Below are 17,076 nucleotides of genomic sequence, written 5' to 3'. Positions count from 1 at the left end.
CGGGAACGTTTTCATAGAGGAGTGGAATGAAGATCACCGGCCTGGAAGTGCTGACTCTCCCCGACCACGGCGACAGCATGATGCTGGTCGTGGTCGACACCGACGAGGGCATCCACGGCCTGGGCGAGGTCGGCATCAGGTCGCGCCAACGGGCGGTCGCGGGCGGTCTCGAGCACCTCGCGGAGCTGATCGTCGGCGAGGATCCGCGACGGATCGAGCATCTCTGGCAGGTGATGTTCCGGCGCGGGTTCTTCCCCGCCGACCGCATACTCGGCGCCGCCATCGCGGCGGTGGACGTGGCCCTTTGGGACATCAAGGGCAAGGCGCTCGGCGTACCGGTGCATGAACTCCTCGGTGGCCGGGTGCGTGATCACGTACCCGCCTATGTGCATGTCGGCGACGGCTACCACGACCGTGCGTGGTTCCTGGACCGCTGCCGCGACCTGGTCGCCCAGGGCTGGCGTCATCTGCGGTTCGCCTCGCCGCACGACGCCGATGGCACGCTCGACGCCCGCCGCTGCCTGCGCGACTCGGTCGACCTCTTCCACCAGGTGCGGGACGCGGTCGGCGACACGGTGGAGCTGATCCTCGACGTCCATACGCGCCTGGATCCGCCGGAGGCGCTGACCCTGTGCCGGGAGATCGAGGCGGCCCGCCCGTACTTCGTCGAGGACCCGCTGCGCTGTGAGAACCCGGACAGCTACCGCATGTTGCGGGCCCGCACCGGAGTACCGCTGGCCGCAGGTGAACAGTACGGCTCCAAATGGGAGTTCAGGACACTCATCGAGGACGACCTCATCGATTACGCGCGCGTGGACGTCGGGGTGGCCGCAGGCCTGACCGAGGCGAAGAAGATCGCGGCGATGGCGGAGACCCACCACATCAAGCTCGCCACCCACAACCCGCTCGGCCCGGTCACCGCCGCCTCCTCGCTCCAACTCAACCTGGCCTGCCCCAATGTGGCGATCCAGGAGCACCAGACCGACCCCGAGCCGGCCATCGCCGCCCTCTTCACCGCGCGGCCGACGGTCCTGCCGGGGCGGGTGGAGCTGAGCGAACTGCCCGGCATCGGCGTCGACATCGACCGGGAGGCGGCGCGCCGGTACCAGGCCGCGGCGGCCGAGCGCCCGCACTTGCGCACGGCGGACGGGGCGTTCACCAACTGGTAGCCGGGCAGGGCCGGAACGTGCAGGCCTTTGACGTGGCCACCGGCGCGGGCCCGACCTGACTCCTTCACCCCGCCGTATCAGCCGCCGGTGTCCCTGCCGGAACACCAGAGCGGGGACGGCGCCGGTTCGTCTGCGACGTAGTTGTTCCGGTCGTCCCGTCCGCCACCGCCGTACGGGGGCAACAAGCAGCCGATCCGGGCCTGCCTGAAGTCCCTCGGCGTCTTCGTCGGCGGGTACAGCCCGTACGCGAGCCAGAATTGCCATGTCCATGCCACTGGCTGAGAAGCCGCACACCATGACAACGGGACATTTCGCATCACCGTCCCGGCGGGCCCACAGCCCGCGTCTACACACTGAGCACGATCTCCGATTCCAGGAAGTGAGGCGAGTTCCGTCGTGTCGTTCAGAGGAGCCGCGAGGCCGGTCAAACTGGGCCTTGCCGGCGTAGCGTTCATGGGCGTGCTGGTAGGCGCGTCGGCGACGCCGGCCGGCAGTCAGGAACGCGAGAAGCTGCAGGTGACGGCCGTGTCGTCGCGGCCCGGCACGGTGTCGGGAGACGACGCCCTGATACGTGTCGAGGTGCCGGCCTCCGTAGCAGCCGACAAAGTCCGGGTCGAGGTGGAAGGCCGGGACGTGACCCCGAGCTTCCGGCCCTCCGGTGACAATGCGTTGATGGGCGTGGTGAAGGAGCTGTCCAAGGGCGACAACAGGCTCACGGCCAGGGCCCAGAGCGCAGACTCCGGACAACTGACCCTGAAGAACCACCCCATCACGGGGCCGGTGTTCTCCGGGCCGCACGAGCAGCCGTTCATCTGTGACACTGCCGAGTTCACGACGGTCACCGGCGGCACCCTCGGGCAGCCGATCGACAAGGACTGCTCGGTCAAGACCCGCGTCGACTACATGTATCGCACCACGGCCGGCAAGTTCGTTCCGTTGCCCGACGAGAACGTCCGTCCCGCCGACGTGGCGACCGCCACGACGAGCGCGGGCAAGAAGGTGCCGTACATCGTCCGCGTAGAGACCGGCACCATCAACCGCGGCATCTACGAGACGGCCGTGCTGCACGACCCGATGTCCGGTACCCCCGACCCGCTGCAGCGTGGGCCGGGCTGGAACGGGCGCCTCGTGTACGGCTTCGGCGGGGGCTGTAACGGCGGCTGGCACGTCCAGGGCCGCAACACCGTCGGCATCATGAATGACACGTATCTGAGCAAGGGCTACGGCGTCGCATCGTCCACGCTGAACGTCTTCGGCAACAACTGCAACGACCTGCTGGCCGCCGAGACCATGAGCATGGTCAAGGAACGCTTCGTGGAGACGTACGGCGACCCGGCCTTCACCATCGGAAACGGCTGCTCCGGCGGCTCGTACCAGACCCACCAGATCGCCGACAACTACCCGGGTCTGCTGGACGGCATCCTCTCCGGCTGCAGCTTCCCCGACGTCGGCTTCGGGACGATTCAGACGCTCAGCGACGCCCAGCTCCTGAACCACTACTTCAAGGACGTCGCGCCGGACGCTTTCACCAAGGAGCAGCAGAGGGCGGTCTCCGGGTTCGGGAAGTGGGAGAGCATCGGCAGCCTGGCCAGGGCCGGCGGCCGTATCGACCCCACGGTGTTCTGTCCGCCGCAGCTGCCCGAGGGGCAGCGCTACGACCCCGACACCAACCCGGACGGTGCCCGCTGTGACGTCTACAGCCACACCGTGAACGTCTACGGCGAGGTACCGGAGACCGGGAAGGCGCGCAGGCCGCTCGACAATACCGGTATCCAGTACGGACTTGAGGCCCTGAACAACGGGACCATCGACATGGACCAGTTCATCGACCTGAACCGGCGCATCGGCGGCCTCGACGACGACGCCAAGCCCGCCGCGGAGCGCACCGTCGCCGATCTCAAGGCGGTACGGACGGCCTACCGCACGGGTCGCATGCTGAACGGCGGTGCCGGCCTCGCCGACGTTCCGATCATCGACTACCGCGACTACACGGACGACGCGGCGGCCGGCGACATGCACATGCGCTTCCAGTCCTTCTCCACGCGGGCGCGCTTGGACAAGGCCAACGGCACCCACGCCAACCAGGTCATGCTCACCCGCTCCAACGGGCACGGATTCACTCTCGCCGGGATGCTGTCCGACATGGACCAGTGGCTCACCGGCATCAAGGGAGACTCCGGCAACGACGCCCCCATCGAGAAGATCGTCCGCCACCAGCCGCAGGGTCTCACGGACGCCTGCTGGACCCGTGGCATCGGTGCGAAGAAGATCGCGGAGCCCCAGGTCGAGGGCATCGACAACACCGAGTGCAACACCCTCTACCCGGTGTGGACATCGCCGCGGATGGTCGCCGGAGCCGATGTGGCCAACGACATCGTCAAGTGCCGCAAGCGTCCTGCGATCCGCTCCGACTACCGAGTGCCGGTGACTGACGGTCAGTTCAAGGATCTGGAGGCGATCTTCCGGGACGGTGTCTGCGACTGGTCCAGGCCCGGGGCGGGTCAGCAGGACCTCGCCGGTACATGGCTCTCCTTCGACCGGAAGTAACAGGATCGCGGCAGGGAGCCAAAACTGGGGGCAGGGGCAGGGACAGAAGGCCGGCCCGGACGGATACCGCCTAATGTAGCGTGCAGGTCCGACAACGCCCCTTCGGCCATTGAGTACTTCGGAACTACTCGTCTATCTGTGTCCCCAGGTGCAAGGTGGACGGCGTGTCAGCCCCGAACATCGCAGCCGTGCCGCGCACGATCGGGGAAGACGAGCCCCCCGGCCTTGCACTCCTGGCCATGGCCAGGAGTGCAAGGCCTTCTTGGGTGGCTGGGGGTTGAGGAACATCGGAATCGAGGAGCTGGACCTGGCCGGGCGCCGGTGAAGGCCAAGGGGGCGGACGCGCGGCGCCGGGGCAGTCGGGCGCGTGAGGACTTCGTGCTGGAGACGGTCTACCGGGACGCTGGCACTGCGCGGCTGCTGCCCCGCCTGGTCAAGGGCCGCACCCGCGGCCCGGTGTTCGTCACCCACCGCCGCCCGGGACCGGGCAAGGTCGTCTCGCCGCGGGATGTGCGCCTGGACACCGGGCTGGCCCGGCTGTCGTACGGGCAGGCCCGTGCGCTGCTGGACCAGCACACCGCGTCAGCCGGGCAGGGCACCGGCTGGGACCTACACGAGTGGAGGCACTCCGGCCTGACCCACCCCGGGGAGGCCGGAGCGAGCCTGCTGATGCTCATGGCCAAGTCGAGGCATCGCAAGCCGGAAAACGTGAGGCGGTGCTTCAAGCCGTCAACGGAGGCCATCGCGGAGGTCACCAGCCTGCTGGCGCCCGGGGGCGGCCGGCGCTGAGCGGTCGTATTCGCCGTTGACGGCCGGGACGCCTCCCGCGCATCCGAGGCGCCCCTACAGGCCGGACTGCTGATGGTGGCACTAGCTCTGCGGGACGTCCTTGACGAACACGATGCCGTCGCTGTCCGCCAGGTGGGCCGGGTCAAGCGGGGCGTAGCCGAACCAGGGGGATATGCGGGGCAGGGGCCGCGTGTCGCCGAGGGCGGTGGCCAGCCGCGGGGCGTCGATGACGCAGCGGTCCTCCGGGAGCGCGTACAGGAGTCCTTCGACGGTGTCCGGCGGCGGGGTGTCCACTCCCTGGTGCCGGATAGTGCCGAGGGCCGTGGCCACGAAGGCGTACCCCTCGCCCAGGTGGGCGCTCACGATTGCGCCGGCGCTCCACCACTCCAGCGGCATCCCGCCCATCCGCATCGTGCTCTTGCCCCGTTGGAGATGCGCGTTGTGGGCATGGACCAGTGCCGGGCCCCGTTCGGCGACAGCGAGGAGGTTGTGGGCCATCATCTGGTCCCGCAGGCCCACCAGCCGGGTCATGCGGCTCGGTGAGGTGTCGGCCATCCAGTAGTGGTAGCGCAGCAGGCCGGTCGCGGTGCGCCCGTACAGGCGTGCCCGGTCCCAGTTGTCCCGCGAGGTCGCTGTGATCAGGTGCGGCATCTGCGCGTCGAGCAGCGCCACCAGATCGTCGGCGAGCAGCCGCAGCTGACCGGCCTCGGCCGACTGCCCCACGGACTGGGCCGGGTCCATCATCGCGGCGGGATTGGTCCACCGGTCGTCGGCGTCGAGCAGGCGGTCGAGCGTTTCCCCGGTGCAGGGGAGCAGGTCCACGTCCACCCGGACCGCGAGGTAGCCGTGGAGTGCGGTGAGGGCCTGCCGGGGGCTCGCGGCGCCGGTGATCTCCAGCGGGCCGTCGAAACCGGCAAAGCGGAGCCGCTCGGACGCGGGCCGACCGTCGTTGTACGCCCGTATCCAGCGCACGAGCTCGCGGTTGGCCGCGGAGGTGCCCCAGCCGTGGCTGAATCCGTGCTCCATGACCTCGTCGAGAGTGCCCGTGCCCGAGGTGACGTAGTCGTCCACGACCAGGCCCATCATGCAGTCGCTCTCGATCGCGATCGTCCGGTAGCCCTCCTGCTCGACGAGCTGCCGGAAGAGCTCGTTGCGCAGGTCGAGCAGAGTGTCCTCGCCGTGGGTGGGCTCGCCCAGGGCGAGCAGCCGCGGCCGGGCCGGAAGCAGCCTCATGACGGCGGCGGCCTCGACGGCATGGGCGGTTTCCTTGATGTCAGTAGCCATGCCTTCAACGGTATCGTTGAACCTTCGGTTGAAACTTCCCCGCGATATCGTCAGTCCCATGGGACGAAACCTTCAAAACGGTGAGCGACTCAGGCCGGTTGATCTGGCGCGCGGGCACGGTCTGTCCACGCAGGCGATCAGGAACTACGAGGAGGCCGGCATCCTTCCGGCCGCCGGTCGCACCCCCCACGGCTACCGCACCTATACCTCGCTGCACGCGGGGGCCCTGCGCGCGTTTCTTACCCTGGTGCCCGGCCACGGCCACCGGACGGCGACGTCGATCATGCGGGCCGTGAACCAGGGCGCGGTCGATGAGGCGTTCCGCCTCATCGACGAGAGCCACGCCCAGCTACTCGACGACCGGCGGACACTCCAGGCCGTGGAGAGCGCCCTCCGCGACCTGGAGCCCACGACGGCGCCCGAGCCCGGTGTGGGGTCCGAACCAGCCGCGGTGTCCGGGCCCGGCGGCACGTTCATCGGGCCGCTGGCAGGGAAGCTCGGAATCCGGCCCGCGACGCTGCGCAAATGGGAGCGCGCCGGGCTGGTGAGCCCGCGCCGCGACCCGCGAACCGGGTACCGCGTCTACGACGAGGCCGACGTACGGGACGCCCGGCTGGCCCACCAGCTCAGGCGGGGCGGCTACCTGCTGGAGCAGATCGCCCCGCTGATCGCCCAGGTGCGGGCGGCCGGCGGGCTGGAGCCGCTGGAGACCGCACTGTGCGACTGGCACGGCCGGCTGTCCGCCCGCGGGCGGGCGATGCTGACCGGGGCCGCAGAGCTGGAGGCGTACCTCCGCGAGCGCGGATGAGACTTCGGTCGCCAGCTGAAGAGAAGCAAGAGTGACCAACGGTTCCGTCTCGGCTGACCCGTCCGCCGATGTCGGCCCGGTCCGGCCCGGGCCTTACTCCTCATCGACCGCGGTCGGATCACCCGGGGGCCGCAGGCCACTGGGCAGATCGGGGAGCCGGAACGAGTACCGGCCGAGCATGTTGATGTGATGCCGCACGAACGGCGAGAGACGGGCCACATCCTCGTCGCGGACGTCGAAACCGTTCGCGCGCAACTGCGTGACCGCGGCGTCCATGTACCTGGAGTTGAACAGGAAAAGGGCGTTGAGGACCAGGCCGAAGGCGCCGGTCTGGTCCTCCGCGCCGTCCTGGTAGCGCTGGTACAACTGCCCGTTCCTGCCGTGGAAGATCTTCTGCGCGAGGGAGTGGCGGCCCTCCTGAAGGTTGGCCTGCACCTTGATCTGGCGGCGGTAGCCGGGCTCGTCGGCCAGGCGCGGGATGTGCAGGGTCTTGGCGATCCGCCCGTAGTGCGCGATCGCGTCCCCGAGCGGAGGGGGGGGCGCCCATCCCGCGACAGCATGCGGATGACGTCGTAGGCGCGCACGGCGCCGGTGTGGACGGATCCGATGATGCGCAGGATGTCCTCCCGGTGTCGCTCTATACGGGCGAGGTCGATCCGGCCGCGGGCCACGGCTTGGAAGGCCCCGTAGTCGGCCGTGCGGTCGATCCGCCGCATCTTCTGATCGGGCAGGTCTGCCGGCTGCGGCGCGTACGCGAACCCGGCCAGGGTGAGCAGGCCAAAGACGGTGTCGGAGTACGAGGAGGTGTCGGTGACGTTCATCTCGGGGCGCTTGCCGCCGTCGCGGTCGTAGAGGACGTCCAGCACGTACGGCGAGTCGCGCGGGGTGCCGGCCACCACCTTCCCGCCCAGGCCCGCCGCCTGGCCGTTGATCATGTTCAGCCAGGTCGCGCCACCGCGCCGCCCGAAGTACTTCGCGTTCGGCCGGGCGTACACGCTGGGGGACGGGGACGATGAACCGCATGCCGTCCACGGAGGCGACCAGGCCGCCGCCCCACGCCTGCGCGAGCGGGATGGACGCCTGATAGCCGATCAGCGTGGCGTTCGCGGCCCGGTACGTCGCCAGCCGCAGATACGTCTGGTCGACGTGCGAGAGGCGGTCGTACTTCAGCGCGTCGGCGGAGCCGATGACCGGGGTGTAGCCGACGTTGCACCCGTGTGCCACGAGGAGCGCGGCGATCGTGACTTTCAGGTCACCCAGCCTCGCCTCGCCGCCGGCGACCGAGGGGAACGCGGCGCCGGCACCGGTCCAGGAGAGGACCTCCAGCAGTGCCTCCGGGAGGGCGATGCGGGGCAGCACCGCCTCCACCAGGAAAGCAGGGACGTTGATCACCACGTTGAGTTTTGGATTCAGCTGACGAATCACGGGCAGGCCGATGTGGAGCTCAACGGTTTTTGGCTGCAGTTTCACCCTTCGCGATGGGCCTGGCTGCTGCATCGCCTGGGGCTTCGCCGCATCGATATCGGGGGAGAAGGTCGTCGGCTCGAAGGCAACGTTCCTCCGCCAGACGAGATCGAAGCCTTCGGCGGCGCTTACTGGCATGGCGGAGCCAAGTTGGAAACTATCCAGCGCGTAGAACCGCACCTCACTCGCATGAGACTGACTTTGCAGCTTCGTTCTGGGGGTGTGGTCTGTGGGCAGTGGCAGCCACGCGTGCACAGCATCGAGCTGCCTGACCCTGTCTCGCTCCAACAGCCATGGGGGCAGCACCTCACCTTTGACGATATTGCCGACTGAGTGGGAAGTGCGCGGAGGGCGGGTGGGCCAGGGCGGAGGGTTTGCTGTCGGCGATGACCTGCTCGGCCGCAGTGACCGCCGCCAGATTCACTGCTACCTGTGACTGAGTGCCTCAGGGCGCGTATCGAGTCGTGATCAATCTGCGGATTCGCCCGTGTGGCGGGGTCTGATCCTGTAGGTCGTCTTGCATGACGCGAGTACAACTGTCGGATGCGGAGTGGGAGTTCATCGACCCCTGCCTTCCGATCGGCGAGTACTACCCCGAGCGGCTGCGGCAGCAGTCCGAGGGCGTGATCTGGCGCTTCAAGACGGGCGGGCAGTGGCGGGAGATGCCACAGGAGTTCGGCGCCTGGTCGACCGTGCACAACCGCTTCAGGCAGTGGCGGGACGCAGGCGTGTTCGAGGCTCTGCTGGAGGGCCTGATCACGGAGGCCGTGAAGCGGGGCGGGGTGGACCTGTCCCTGGTCAGCGTCGACTCCACCACCGCGCGCGCTCACCACGACGCTGTCGGCATGCACCTGGGCGAGGATGTCTTCACCGCCTGGGAGAAGGCCGGCGCCGAGGAGGAGAGGGTCAGGTCAAAGGGGGCGGTCTCGAAGGACAAACCGGGCAGGACGCCGAAAGCGATCCCGAGCGGGAGGAGCGACGACGTATCCGGGCGTCGGTGGCAGCTACGACTGAGGCCGCCTTCCTTGGACGCTCCAGGGGTGGGCAGACCAGCAAGGTCCACCTCGTCGCCGACCGGAAGTGCCGCCTTCTGGCGTTCATCCTGACCGCGGGGCAGGCCGCGGACAGCCCGCAGTTCATCCCCGTGCTGGGGCGGATACGGGTCCGAGGGCCTGTCGGCCCCTCAGGCACGACGCCGGCCTCTACAAGGAGCGGAACACCGTGGAGCGCTTGATCAACAAGCTCAGGGCATGGCGAGGCATCGCCACCCGATACGACAAGACCCCAGGTAGCTACCTCGCTGGCCTCCACCTGCGCGCCTCGATGATCTGGATCAAAGACCTCATCCAGTCCGCCCCTTGATCACAACACCATTCGCGCTCCAGGAGTAGCGCGTACGGTCGGTTGCCCGCCCTGGTGTCGTGCCGGGGCGACCCGGGACGATCATCAGCGCACAGGAAGCATCCCAGCCCCCGACAGCACCATCGCGCGGCGTTGCTCAACGGTTGACAGGCGTTCGAGGCCACGGGCACGCCCGGCTGCCAACCGATGTCACAAATCGAGTCGCTGGCTCGTCATCCAGGAGAAGGGCATCCCACGACGCAGTGCCCAGCAATACTATTCCCCATAGAAACGGAGAAATCGTGTTCGCCGCCTACGTCACGGTCACCATCCTCGGCGCGGTCTTCAACGGTGCCGCCGCCGTCACCTACTTGATCGGCCACGAATACCCCAAGACCCAGGCGGACATGAAGGGCGTGCCCCGGAAGTGGGTACCGGTGCTGGGCATGCTGCTGGCAGCGGGCACCGTGGGGCTGCTGGCCGGGCTCGTCGTGCCGCTCCTGGGAACCCTCGCCGCCTCCGGCCTCGTGCTGTACTTCATCGGCGCAATCATCGCCCACCTGCGGGTGGGCTCCCGCAACATCGTAGGCGGGATCGTGTTCCTCTCCACCGCGGTGGCCGCCCTGGCTCTGGGCCTGCTCTACCACGGCCCCTGGTAACCCGCAGGGCCCAGAAGTTCCGCGCCCGTCACCACGGCGGCCGTCGCCGTCCTCCCCGCCCCGCTGACCCGCCAGATCGCGCCCTCGAACTGCTGTCGGAGCCGTGCGGGGCACGGGCCGAACTCGCCGAACGGTAGGTACGGCTCGATCAACTCCCGGTGTGTGTCTGTCAGTTGCACTCTCGTCACGCAAAATGATGCACCGGATCAGTCCCCGCCGCGAAGGCGAATCCCGCAGATTGATCACAACCCGATACGCGCCCTGGTTGGCGGGACTGGGCGTGCTGGTTGGTGGATAGAGCCGGGCATCGGGCTGTGTGACCTGGGCGTGTCCCTGCCTTCCGCCTGGAGGTGGGCAGCGGCTGGGCTGTTGGCGGGTGATGACCTGGAAGGCTTCGCGTGGAGGTGACCTGCACGGTCCTCGAATCGCTCATCCCGTTACTGGAAGCGGGCAGTGGTCGATACCTCGGCGTCTGTGCCTCTTTGTCACTGCCGGCGGGACGCCGGGGAGCCGCGGTCGAGTCCTAGTCGGTGGTTCCATACGCGGCCATGAACATGTCCAGCAGTCCGACGACCGCGTCCTCGTCGATGGGGCGGGTGGACAGCAGGCTGCGGTAGTACAGAGTGCCGCACAGCACCTCGGCTCGGCCTGATGCGGTCTGCCGGGGCGCACGTCCCGGGCGCGCGGAGCGATCTCACCGTGGTGGGACGCGCGGCCTCACGCCCCGCCCCGTTCTGTGCGCCGCTGCCAGGCCCGTTTGCGGCAGCGGTCAGAGCCGTACCTTGCCGAGACAGGATGTTCCACCCCGACCGTCCAACCCGTGCCGTACTCGGGGCAATTGGCTGTCATGGCGGCCCCCGCTGTCGCCCGGCTCTATGCCGTCCACACCGTGGAGGGTGAAGGGCGCGTTGGCCTCCCCGTCGCCGTTCTGCAGGTTGCCGTACTCGCAAGTGAACACCGGGCCCTCGCCGGTGCAGTTCCCGTAGCCGCCCTTCTCCACCCGGGCGACGCCCTCCAGCCCCGACGCGTCCACGACGCCCTTGACGTTGCGGGCCGGGCCGCTGTCGCTGGGCGTGACGGCGACGGGCACGACGAAGTCACCGTTCGCGGCCTCGGCGCCCTCGTCTGCGTTGTACATGCGGAAGGTCGCCAGGGCTTGGAGCCGTAACGCGACCTCGCGGGAGCCGTCGGCCGTGGCGGGCGCCGAGGCCGTGGCGAGGACGGCGGCGAGATTTGCCGCCAGGGCGGCCGGGCGTCTGATGATCCGTATCCGTCGGAGCATGCGGGCACACTATGCCGGCGGGCATCGACGGCCGTTACCGCCAGTCCTGGTGCCGGGCCTCCCGCACCGCCTCCAGGCGATTGCGGGTACCCGTCCTGCCGATGGCGATCGGCCCCAGGGACGGTCTTGCGGTGAGGGAACCAATGTGGTGAGGCGCAGGTACTGATGGAAAAGCCAAAGAAGTCGTTGACATCTCCATGTCCCAAAGTATTCTTTGGATATGGAGATCAGCGACCCGAAGGCCATCAGGGCCCTGGCTCATCCTCTACGGCTCGACCTCATCGAACTGCTGGGCACCATCAGCCCGGCGACGGCCGCCCGGTGCGGGCGGATCCTCGGAGTCTCGCAGGCAAGTTGCTCGTTCCACCTGCGCCAGCTCGCCAGATACGGATTCGTCGAGGATGCCGGCCTCGGCCGCGACCGGCGCGAGCGACTGTGGCGCCTTACGGACCGGCGCCTGCGCCTGGCCCCCGAATACGGCCTCGACCCGACCGCGGCCCAGCATCTCGGCCAGGTCGTCACCAAGCGGGAGACCGAACGGATCCTCGACTATCTCCAGCGAGGACCCGGCGAGCCCGTCGAATGGCGACACGCAGTCGTTCACGCAGCAGCGACGGTCCCTCTTACCACCACCGACCTCGCCGACATCAAAGAACAGTGGAGCCAGGTTCTTGCGCCCTACGTCGCCAAGGCCGAGGCCAACGGCGCCCAGCTCCAGCCCGGGCAACGCCTTGTCCGGTTCTTCCTGGCAGCATCCCCGCTACCCGACCTCGACCTGGGGGACAGCGAAAATGAAACCGATACATGACAGCCTGATCGACTTCGTGGACCGCGCACCGGTGTCCGGCTCCCTGGACGTCCACTGGATCCACGGCTCGCCGTCGAAACGCCACAACACCGACCCGAAGATCCAGGTTCACGCCTACGACACGCACACCTTCATCCTGCGTCAGAGCAAGACCGTGAGCTTCGAGGCGCCGTTCCTCTACCTCTTGTTCGGCAACGAGCGGGCCCTGCTGCTCGACACCGGCGCGACTGCGGATCCGGAGGCGTTTCCCCTACGGGAAACCGTCGACGCACTTCTGGCCCAATGGCTCGACCAGCACCCACGCTCAGATTATGAGCTGGTCGTCGCCCACACCCACGGGCACGGCGACCATGTTGCCGGGGACGGGCAGTTCACCGACCGCCCGGCGACCCGGGTGGTAACCAGGGACGCCGACACCGTCCGATCCTTCTTCGGGTTCGGCGACTGGGCGCAAGAGACGGTCCAGTTCGACCTGGGCGGACGTGTCCTGGAGGTGATCGGTTCCCCCGGACACCACGAGGCGGCAATCACCGTCTACGACCCGTGGACCGGCTTCCTGCTCACCGGTGACACGGTCTACCCGGGTCGGCTCTACGCCCGCGACTTCACCGCGTTCACCGCCACGCTCGACATGTTGGTCGCGTTCAGCAAGTCCCGACCGGTGACCCACGTGCTGGGCTGCCACATCGAGATGACCCGGCGACCCAGCCATGACTTCCCGTTCGGGGCCACCTACCAGCCGGGCGAAGCGCCACTGCAGATGACGGTGAACCAGCTGACAGCGGTCCGCGACGCCGCCGTGTCCGTCGCAGGCCGACCCGGCGTGCACAGGTTCGACGACTTCATCATTTTCAACGGCCCCTGCACGAGCGCTCTGCCCAGGCTGTTTACCCGTGCGCTGGTCAACAAGCTCCGCCTGAGCCTTGCCGCCCTCGGTACCCGGAACCGGCACGGTCGCTGAGCCTGCGTCCTGGCCCACCTGAAAGGGACACAGTCTGTCCGAGCCGCCACAGAGCTGACCCGGTGGACGCTCGGAGCGAGGACAACGCTCCTCACCTGGTGTCCCTGGTCCGGGCCGGGACCCGTTTCGAGCGCGGTGTCCTGGCCGAGCGCGCCGAGGTCGCCGCTGCTTGACGAGGCGTCAGCGGACGTGGTCGAGCAGGTCGGCGACGTCCGCGAAGACCCTTTCTCCCGCCTCCGCGGCGGCGGGAGAAAGGGTGTCAAGGGTGAGGAATCCGTGGACCAATCCGGCCTCGCAGCGGTGTCTGACCCGCAACGTCCGCGTCGGCAAGCCGGGCGGCATAGACGTCGCCCTCATCCCGAAGCGGGTCATGCTCCGCGGTGACGACAACGGCGGGCGGCAGCCCGCCGATGTCTGCGGCGTACAGCGGGCTGGCCCCGGGGTCGGCGCGCCGGGACGGGTCCGGGACCCATTGCTCGGCCCCTCACGCGACATCGTCGGTCGTCAGGCCCCAACCCGTGGCCTTCGACCGCGCGCTGGGACAGGAGAGTGTCAGATCGGTGTTGGGGTACACCAGGATCTGGGCGGCCGGCAGCGGTCCGCCTTCATCGCGCAGGCGCAGGGCCGGCGCGGCGAGGTTCCCGCCGGAACTGTCGCCCATGACGACGGTCGGGCCTCCGATCCCGACACCGGAACCTCCGCCGGCCGCTGCCCACCGGATGGCATCCACACAGTCGTCGACGGCAGCCGGCCACGGGTGCTCCGGAGCAGGACGGAAGTTGACGCTCAGCATGGCCGTGCCGGTCCTGAGTGCCAATCGACGGCATGCCAGATCGTGCGACTCCAGATCGCCGATCGTCCACATCCCTCCATGGAGGAACACCACCAGCGGCCGGAACGCCGCCGAAGGCCGGTAGAAGCGGGCCCCACGGCAGCCGAGCCGACCGCTAGATCCTCGACGTGGTCGATCTCGGGGCCCGGAGGCCGGGCTTCAGCGCGGCGGAGTTGCGCACGCCGCAACTCCGCCGCGCCCACGGCACGGGCGGGAGGTCCGGGGTCCTGCCGAACAGCCTCGATGAAGGCGGTCGGTTCGGCATCGGCGAACGAGGGATCGATCGGTTCGGCCATTGTCCAAGGTCGAGCTGTACACGGCGATCCGGCGTGATCACCGTGCCGGCATGAAGATGCGCGGCTGCTGGCCCAGCACGTCGGACGCCCGGCGCCACCGAGCGGGCAGGACCCTGACCTGCGTGTGAGAATTGGGTACTGGATCACAGTTCGGTGGCCGAGGCCCGCCCGTCGCTGCATGGGGAGCGGGCGCATCACCTGACGTCCACTCCCACTGATCCCATCGATACGCTGGGAGGCTCTCTGTGAGCGAACGTCTCAATGCGTGGCCGACGCTGGTCTATGAGGACCTGGCGCCCATGGTTGACTACGTGAACCGGGTGGTACAGGTCGCAGGCAAGTACACCCTCGACGAGCCCTTCGAAGTCGGCTGGGGAAACACCGTCCTCGATGTCACCCCCCGGGGGCTCAGAACGCCAACCCTTCGGCAGCGAGGCGTGACCTTCACGGTGCACTACAGCTTGCTCGACGGTGGCGTAGTCATCGAGTCCGACAACGGCTCGCGGACGGTGCCATTGGCCAAGGGGTCAGTCGCCATGTTCTATGCGTCCTTCTGCGATGCGGCAGACGAGCTCGGCATACACCGACCGCGCAGCTCGTTGATCTGCGAGATTCCGGATGCCCCGCCGCGCTTCGAGGACGATCACGTCGAACGCACCTGGGATGTCCATACGGCCCGGCTGATCTGGACAGCGTTGAACCTCGCCGCTGACGGGCTCGAGGCGTGGCAGGCCCCTTTCCTGGGACACCGCCCCCGGGTCGGAGTGATGTGGGGCGGCTTCGACCTGTCCGCCACGCGTTACCGGGCGCGGCCCACCGTGCCGCCGTCCCACCAGCCGCCGTTCATGCAGAACGCCCAGCTTGACGCGTACGTGTCGGTGGGATTCTCCTTCGGGGATGCCAAGGCGCCGAACGCCGGCATGTACGCGTACATCTGGCCCCAGCCGGACGGTCTCGGGGGCCGGTCCTGGGGTGTTGAGGGCGCCGCCTGGCATCCCGACGCTGGTCTGGTTCGTCTGCCGTGGGCCAAGCTCAGGGAGACAGCGGACCCGCACCAGGCCATTGTGGCGTTCGGTGACGCCGTCTACGATGCGGCCGTCGAGACGGCAGGCTGGCCGTCCGACCTTCTCGGACCCCGCGTCGAGGGTTGGTACATGAGCAGGACACCGCCCGCGCTCGTCCAGCACCAGCACGGCTGACTCAGGTCGAGATTCCTGACTCGGAAGACCAGGTGTCGCTCAGTAGCCGTTGCATGGAAGCAAGGTCTTCGTCGACCAGGTCGTGTCGTCCGCGCGGACCACATGCGCGAAGCAGACGAGCGAAGTCGACACAAAGCCTTCGGGCCCTCGGCGTGGGTCCACGCCCGCCCGTGCGGGAACGCCCGGAACTTCCGGCCCTGATCGTGGTCCTCGAAAAGGGTGGTAGCCGTACGCGTCACGTATCTCCCACGCGTGGTTGTACAGCGTCTGCCGCAGGTCCGTGTACCGCTTCACGCAGGAGGCGTCCTCGATGCCCAGCTGCCCGGCCAGGTCCGGAAGCTGTTTCGGCGGATGGGCTGGTTCCTGCCGCTGCTGCGCCCGACGGGCCCGGCCCCGCGGATGAATGCCGAACAGATGGCGGACAACAACATCGAGCTCGGCAGGCTCGCCCGCGAGCGCGAGCTGGGCCCTGTGCTGGACGACATCACCGTCCCGGTGCGGTATGTGGTCGCTTCGGGGACGTCCGTGGGAAGCCGCGGTGATGAGCAGGAACGGATACGCACCAGCCTCGATGCGGTGACCGTCCGCAACCCGAACATCCAGATCGGCGCGAAGGTCGCCAGCAACCACGGTGCGATCCTCAAGAAGGACTTCTTGGCCATCGCCGAGGCCGTACACGAGGTCGCCGCCCTCGACCGCAGGGGGTGCTGAAGACACGACCAGCGGACTGACGACAACTACACGTCCTCGCCACCATCGTCATCATCGTCCAGCCCGACCGCGTCCGGGTCGCGAGGGGCCGCAGTTCTTCGTGCGGGACGGACGGGGTGAAGCTGTAGCGGCCGAGCCATCCGCAGGATCTGCACCGCCGGAAGTTCCCGCAGCCACGGCGTGTCCGCAGCGTGCGTCGCTTCCAGAAGCGAGAAGCCGTCCTGGCCGTAGGCCAGTGCCATCTCGGTGTGCTTGGCATGGGAGGAGGGCAGCTGCCAGGAGTCGATCCGCGGCCCGTACCGTTCTGTCCATTGTGGGATCGGTACCGCCTCGGACAGCCAGCCGGGTGCCGCGCAGGCCAGAGCCTCCAGGGCGGCTCGCAGGGGTTCGCCGGCCGGTTCCAGGCGGTTCAGGTCGCGCACCGCGGCGAGCACGCGAGCGGAGTCCGTCCGCTGCTGCCCGCCGGCCTTCACCAGGCCCTTGCTCTTCAACGCGGCAAGCAGCAGGTCCAGGGCCCGCTCCTCCAGGTTGTGCGCGACCAGACGAGCTCGGAACTCGGACAGCACCGAGGCGTCGAAACCTGGATCGTCCAGTTCCAGGCCCAGCGCGTACTTGAAGTCCATCCCGAACCGCATCCGATGTGCCGCGGCCCGGGCGGTGAGGTTTTGGGGAACTGCAGCACCGTCACCAGTGCCAGCTGCCCCGGCGACCACCCTTGCCGGCCTCGCACCCCGAACGCCTGGGCGAACTCCACATCCGCGAATAGCTCGCCGAGCTCGTCGCGGACCCGCATCGCCAACGGATACGGCCCGTTCGCCGCCGCTGCCCGCGCTGCCCGCGCTGCCCGCGCTGCCCGCGCTGCCCGCGCTGCCCGCGCTGCCCGCGCTGCCCGCGCTGCCCGCGCTGCCCGCGCTGCCCGCGCTGCC

General features: G+C 68.6%; 12 protein-coding genes and 6 pseudogenes. 12 read left to right on the top strand and 6 right to left on the bottom strand.

The window, feature by feature from the left end:
- The first annotated feature begins 26 nt into the window (after nucleotides 1–26).
- From ACGFU7_RS36170 to ACGFU7_RS36160, 3 genes and pseudogenes are all read left to right on the top strand, one after another.
- Nucleotides 27–1,169, top strand: coding sequence for a mandelate racemase/muconate lactonizing enzyme family protein (locus tag ACGFU7_RS36170; RefSeq protein ID WP_393701702.1), 1,143 nt, complete (start codon nucleotides 27–29; stop codon nucleotides 1,167–1,169).
- A gap of 453 nt (nucleotides 1,170–1,622) precedes the next feature.
- Nucleotides 1,623–3,716 (top strand): DUF6351 family protein, encoded by a 2,094-nt coding sequence (locus tag ACGFU7_RS36165; protein ID WP_393701700.1) that lies wholly within the window; start codon nucleotides 1,623–1,625, stop codon nucleotides 3,714–3,716.
- Between the two features lie 312 nt (nucleotides 3,717–4,028).
- Nucleotides 4,029–4,505 (top strand): annotated as a pseudogene (locus ACGFU7_RS36160) (site-specific integrase); the annotation flags it as partial.
- 81 nt (nucleotides 4,506–4,586) lie between these two features.
- On the opposite strand, the gene ACGFU7_RS36155 reads toward ACGFU7_RS36160, so the two are convergent.
- A complete protein-coding gene (locus ACGFU7_RS36155) occupies nucleotides 4,587–5,789 on the bottom strand; it encodes an erythromycin esterase family protein (protein WP_393701698.1) in 1,203 nt (400 codons plus the stop codon).
- Between the two features lie 58 nt (nucleotides 5,790–5,847).
- Here ACGFU7_RS36155 and ACGFU7_RS36150 point away from each other — a divergent pair, with 58 nt between their 5' ends.
- Nucleotides 5,848–6,597, top strand: coding sequence for a TioE family transcriptional regulator (locus ACGFU7_RS36150; RefSeq protein ID WP_393701697.1), 750 nt, complete (start codon nucleotides 5,848–5,850; stop codon nucleotides 6,595–6,597).
- Nucleotides 6,598–6,690: 93 nt separating this feature from the next.
- Here ACGFU7_RS36150 and ACGFU7_RS36145 read toward each other — a convergent pair.
- Nucleotides 6,691–7,965: pseudogene (locus ACGFU7_RS36145) on the bottom strand (transposase); the annotation flags it as partial.
- A gap of 69 nt (nucleotides 7,966–8,034) precedes the next feature.
- Between ACGFU7_RS36145 and ACGFU7_RS36140 the strand changes: the two are divergent.
- The 3 genes and pseudogenes from ACGFU7_RS36140 (at nucleotide 8,035) to ACGFU7_RS36130 (ending at nucleotide 10,061) form a co-directional block, all read left to right on the top strand.
- A complete protein-coding gene (locus ACGFU7_RS36140) occupies nucleotides 8,035–8,394 on the top strand; it encodes a hypothetical protein (protein ID WP_393701696.1) in 360 nt (119 codons plus the stop codon).
- Between the two features lie 188 nt (nucleotides 8,395–8,582).
- Nucleotides 8,583–9,423 (top strand): annotated as a pseudogene (locus tag ACGFU7_RS36135) (transposase).
- A gap of 281 nt (nucleotides 9,424–9,704) precedes the next feature.
- Nucleotides 9,705–10,061: a DoxX family protein gene (locus tag ACGFU7_RS36130; protein WP_393701694.1), complete on the top strand. Its 357-nt coding sequence runs from the start codon at nucleotides 9,705–9,707 to the stop codon at nucleotides 10,059–10,061.
- Nucleotides 10,062–10,830: 769 nt separating this feature from the next.
- Here ACGFU7_RS36130 and ACGFU7_RS36125 read toward each other — a convergent pair.
- On the bottom strand, nucleotides 10,831–11,343 hold the full coding sequence (locus tag ACGFU7_RS36125; protein ID WP_393701692.1) for a hypothetical protein: 513 nt from the start codon (nucleotides 11,341–11,343) through the stop codon (nucleotides 10,831–10,833).
- A gap of 220 nt (nucleotides 11,344–11,563) precedes the next feature.
- Here ACGFU7_RS36125 and ACGFU7_RS36120 point away from each other — a divergent pair, with 220 nt between their 5' ends.
- Together ACGFU7_RS36120 and ACGFU7_RS36115 are read left to right on the top strand one after the other, a co-directional pair.
- Complete coding sequence (locus tag ACGFU7_RS36120; protein WP_393701690.1) at nucleotides 11,564–12,151, top strand: ArsR/SmtB family transcription factor; 588 nt, start codon at nucleotides 11,564–11,566, stop codon at nucleotides 12,149–12,151.
- Nucleotides 12,135–13,112, top strand: coding sequence for an MBL fold metallo-hydrolase (locus ACGFU7_RS36115; protein WP_393701688.1), 978 nt, complete (start codon nucleotides 12,135–12,137; stop codon nucleotides 13,110–13,112). The genes ACGFU7_RS36120 and ACGFU7_RS36115 overlap by 17 nt, the downstream gene beginning before the upstream one ends.
- 259 nt (nucleotides 13,113–13,371) lie before the next feature.
- Here the strand turns inward: ACGFU7_RS36115 and ACGFU7_RS36110 are convergent.
- Nucleotides 13,372–13,977 (bottom strand): annotated as a pseudogene (locus ACGFU7_RS36110) (alpha/beta hydrolase).
- Nucleotides 13,978–14,485: 508 nt separating this feature from the next.
- Between ACGFU7_RS36110 and ACGFU7_RS36105 the strand changes: the two are divergent.
- The gene (locus tag ACGFU7_RS36105; RefSeq protein ID WP_393701686.1) at nucleotides 14,486–15,439 is read left to right on the top strand and encodes a DUF5996 family protein; all 954 of its coding nucleotides are present in this window, start codon (nucleotides 14,486–14,488) and stop codon (nucleotides 15,437–15,439) included.
- Nucleotides 15,440–15,570: 131 nt separating this feature from the next.
- Here ACGFU7_RS36105 and ACGFU7_RS36100 read toward each other — a convergent pair.
- Nucleotides 15,571–15,769: pseudogene (locus ACGFU7_RS36100) on the bottom strand (DUF4158 domain-containing protein); the annotation flags it as partial.
- Between ACGFU7_RS36100 and ACGFU7_RS36095 the strand changes: the two are divergent.
- Entirely contained in the window at nucleotides 15,692–16,150 is a 459-nt protein-coding gene (locus ACGFU7_RS36095; RefSeq protein WP_393701784.1) for a hypothetical protein, read from the top strand. The pseudogene ACGFU7_RS36100 and the gene ACGFU7_RS36095 overlap by 78 nt on opposite strands.
- A 26-nt stretch (nucleotides 16,151–16,176) precedes the next feature.
- On the opposite strand, the gene ACGFU7_RS36090 is transcribed toward ACGFU7_RS36095, so the two are convergent.
- Nucleotides 16,177–16,773 (bottom strand): transposase, encoded by a 597-nt coding sequence (locus tag ACGFU7_RS36090; RefSeq protein WP_393701684.1) that lies wholly within the window; start codon nucleotides 16,771–16,773, stop codon nucleotides 16,177–16,179.
- A 67-nt stretch (nucleotides 16,774–16,840) separates the two neighbouring features.
- Here ACGFU7_RS36090 and ACGFU7_RS36085 point away from each other — a divergent pair.
- Nucleotides 16,841–17,076, top strand: a pseudogene (locus ACGFU7_RS36085) (2-oxoglutarate dehydrogenase, E2 component, dihydrolipoamide succinyltransferase); the annotation flags it as partial.

It is taken from the genome of Streptomyces sp. NPDC048473 (assembly GCF_043200155.1).
Lineage (GTDB): Bacteria > Actinomycetota > Actinomycetes > Streptomycetales > Streptomycetaceae > Streptomyces.
The sequence above is the reverse complement of the archived record's forward strand: the minus strand, read 5'-3'. Positions and strand labels throughout refer to the sequence as shown.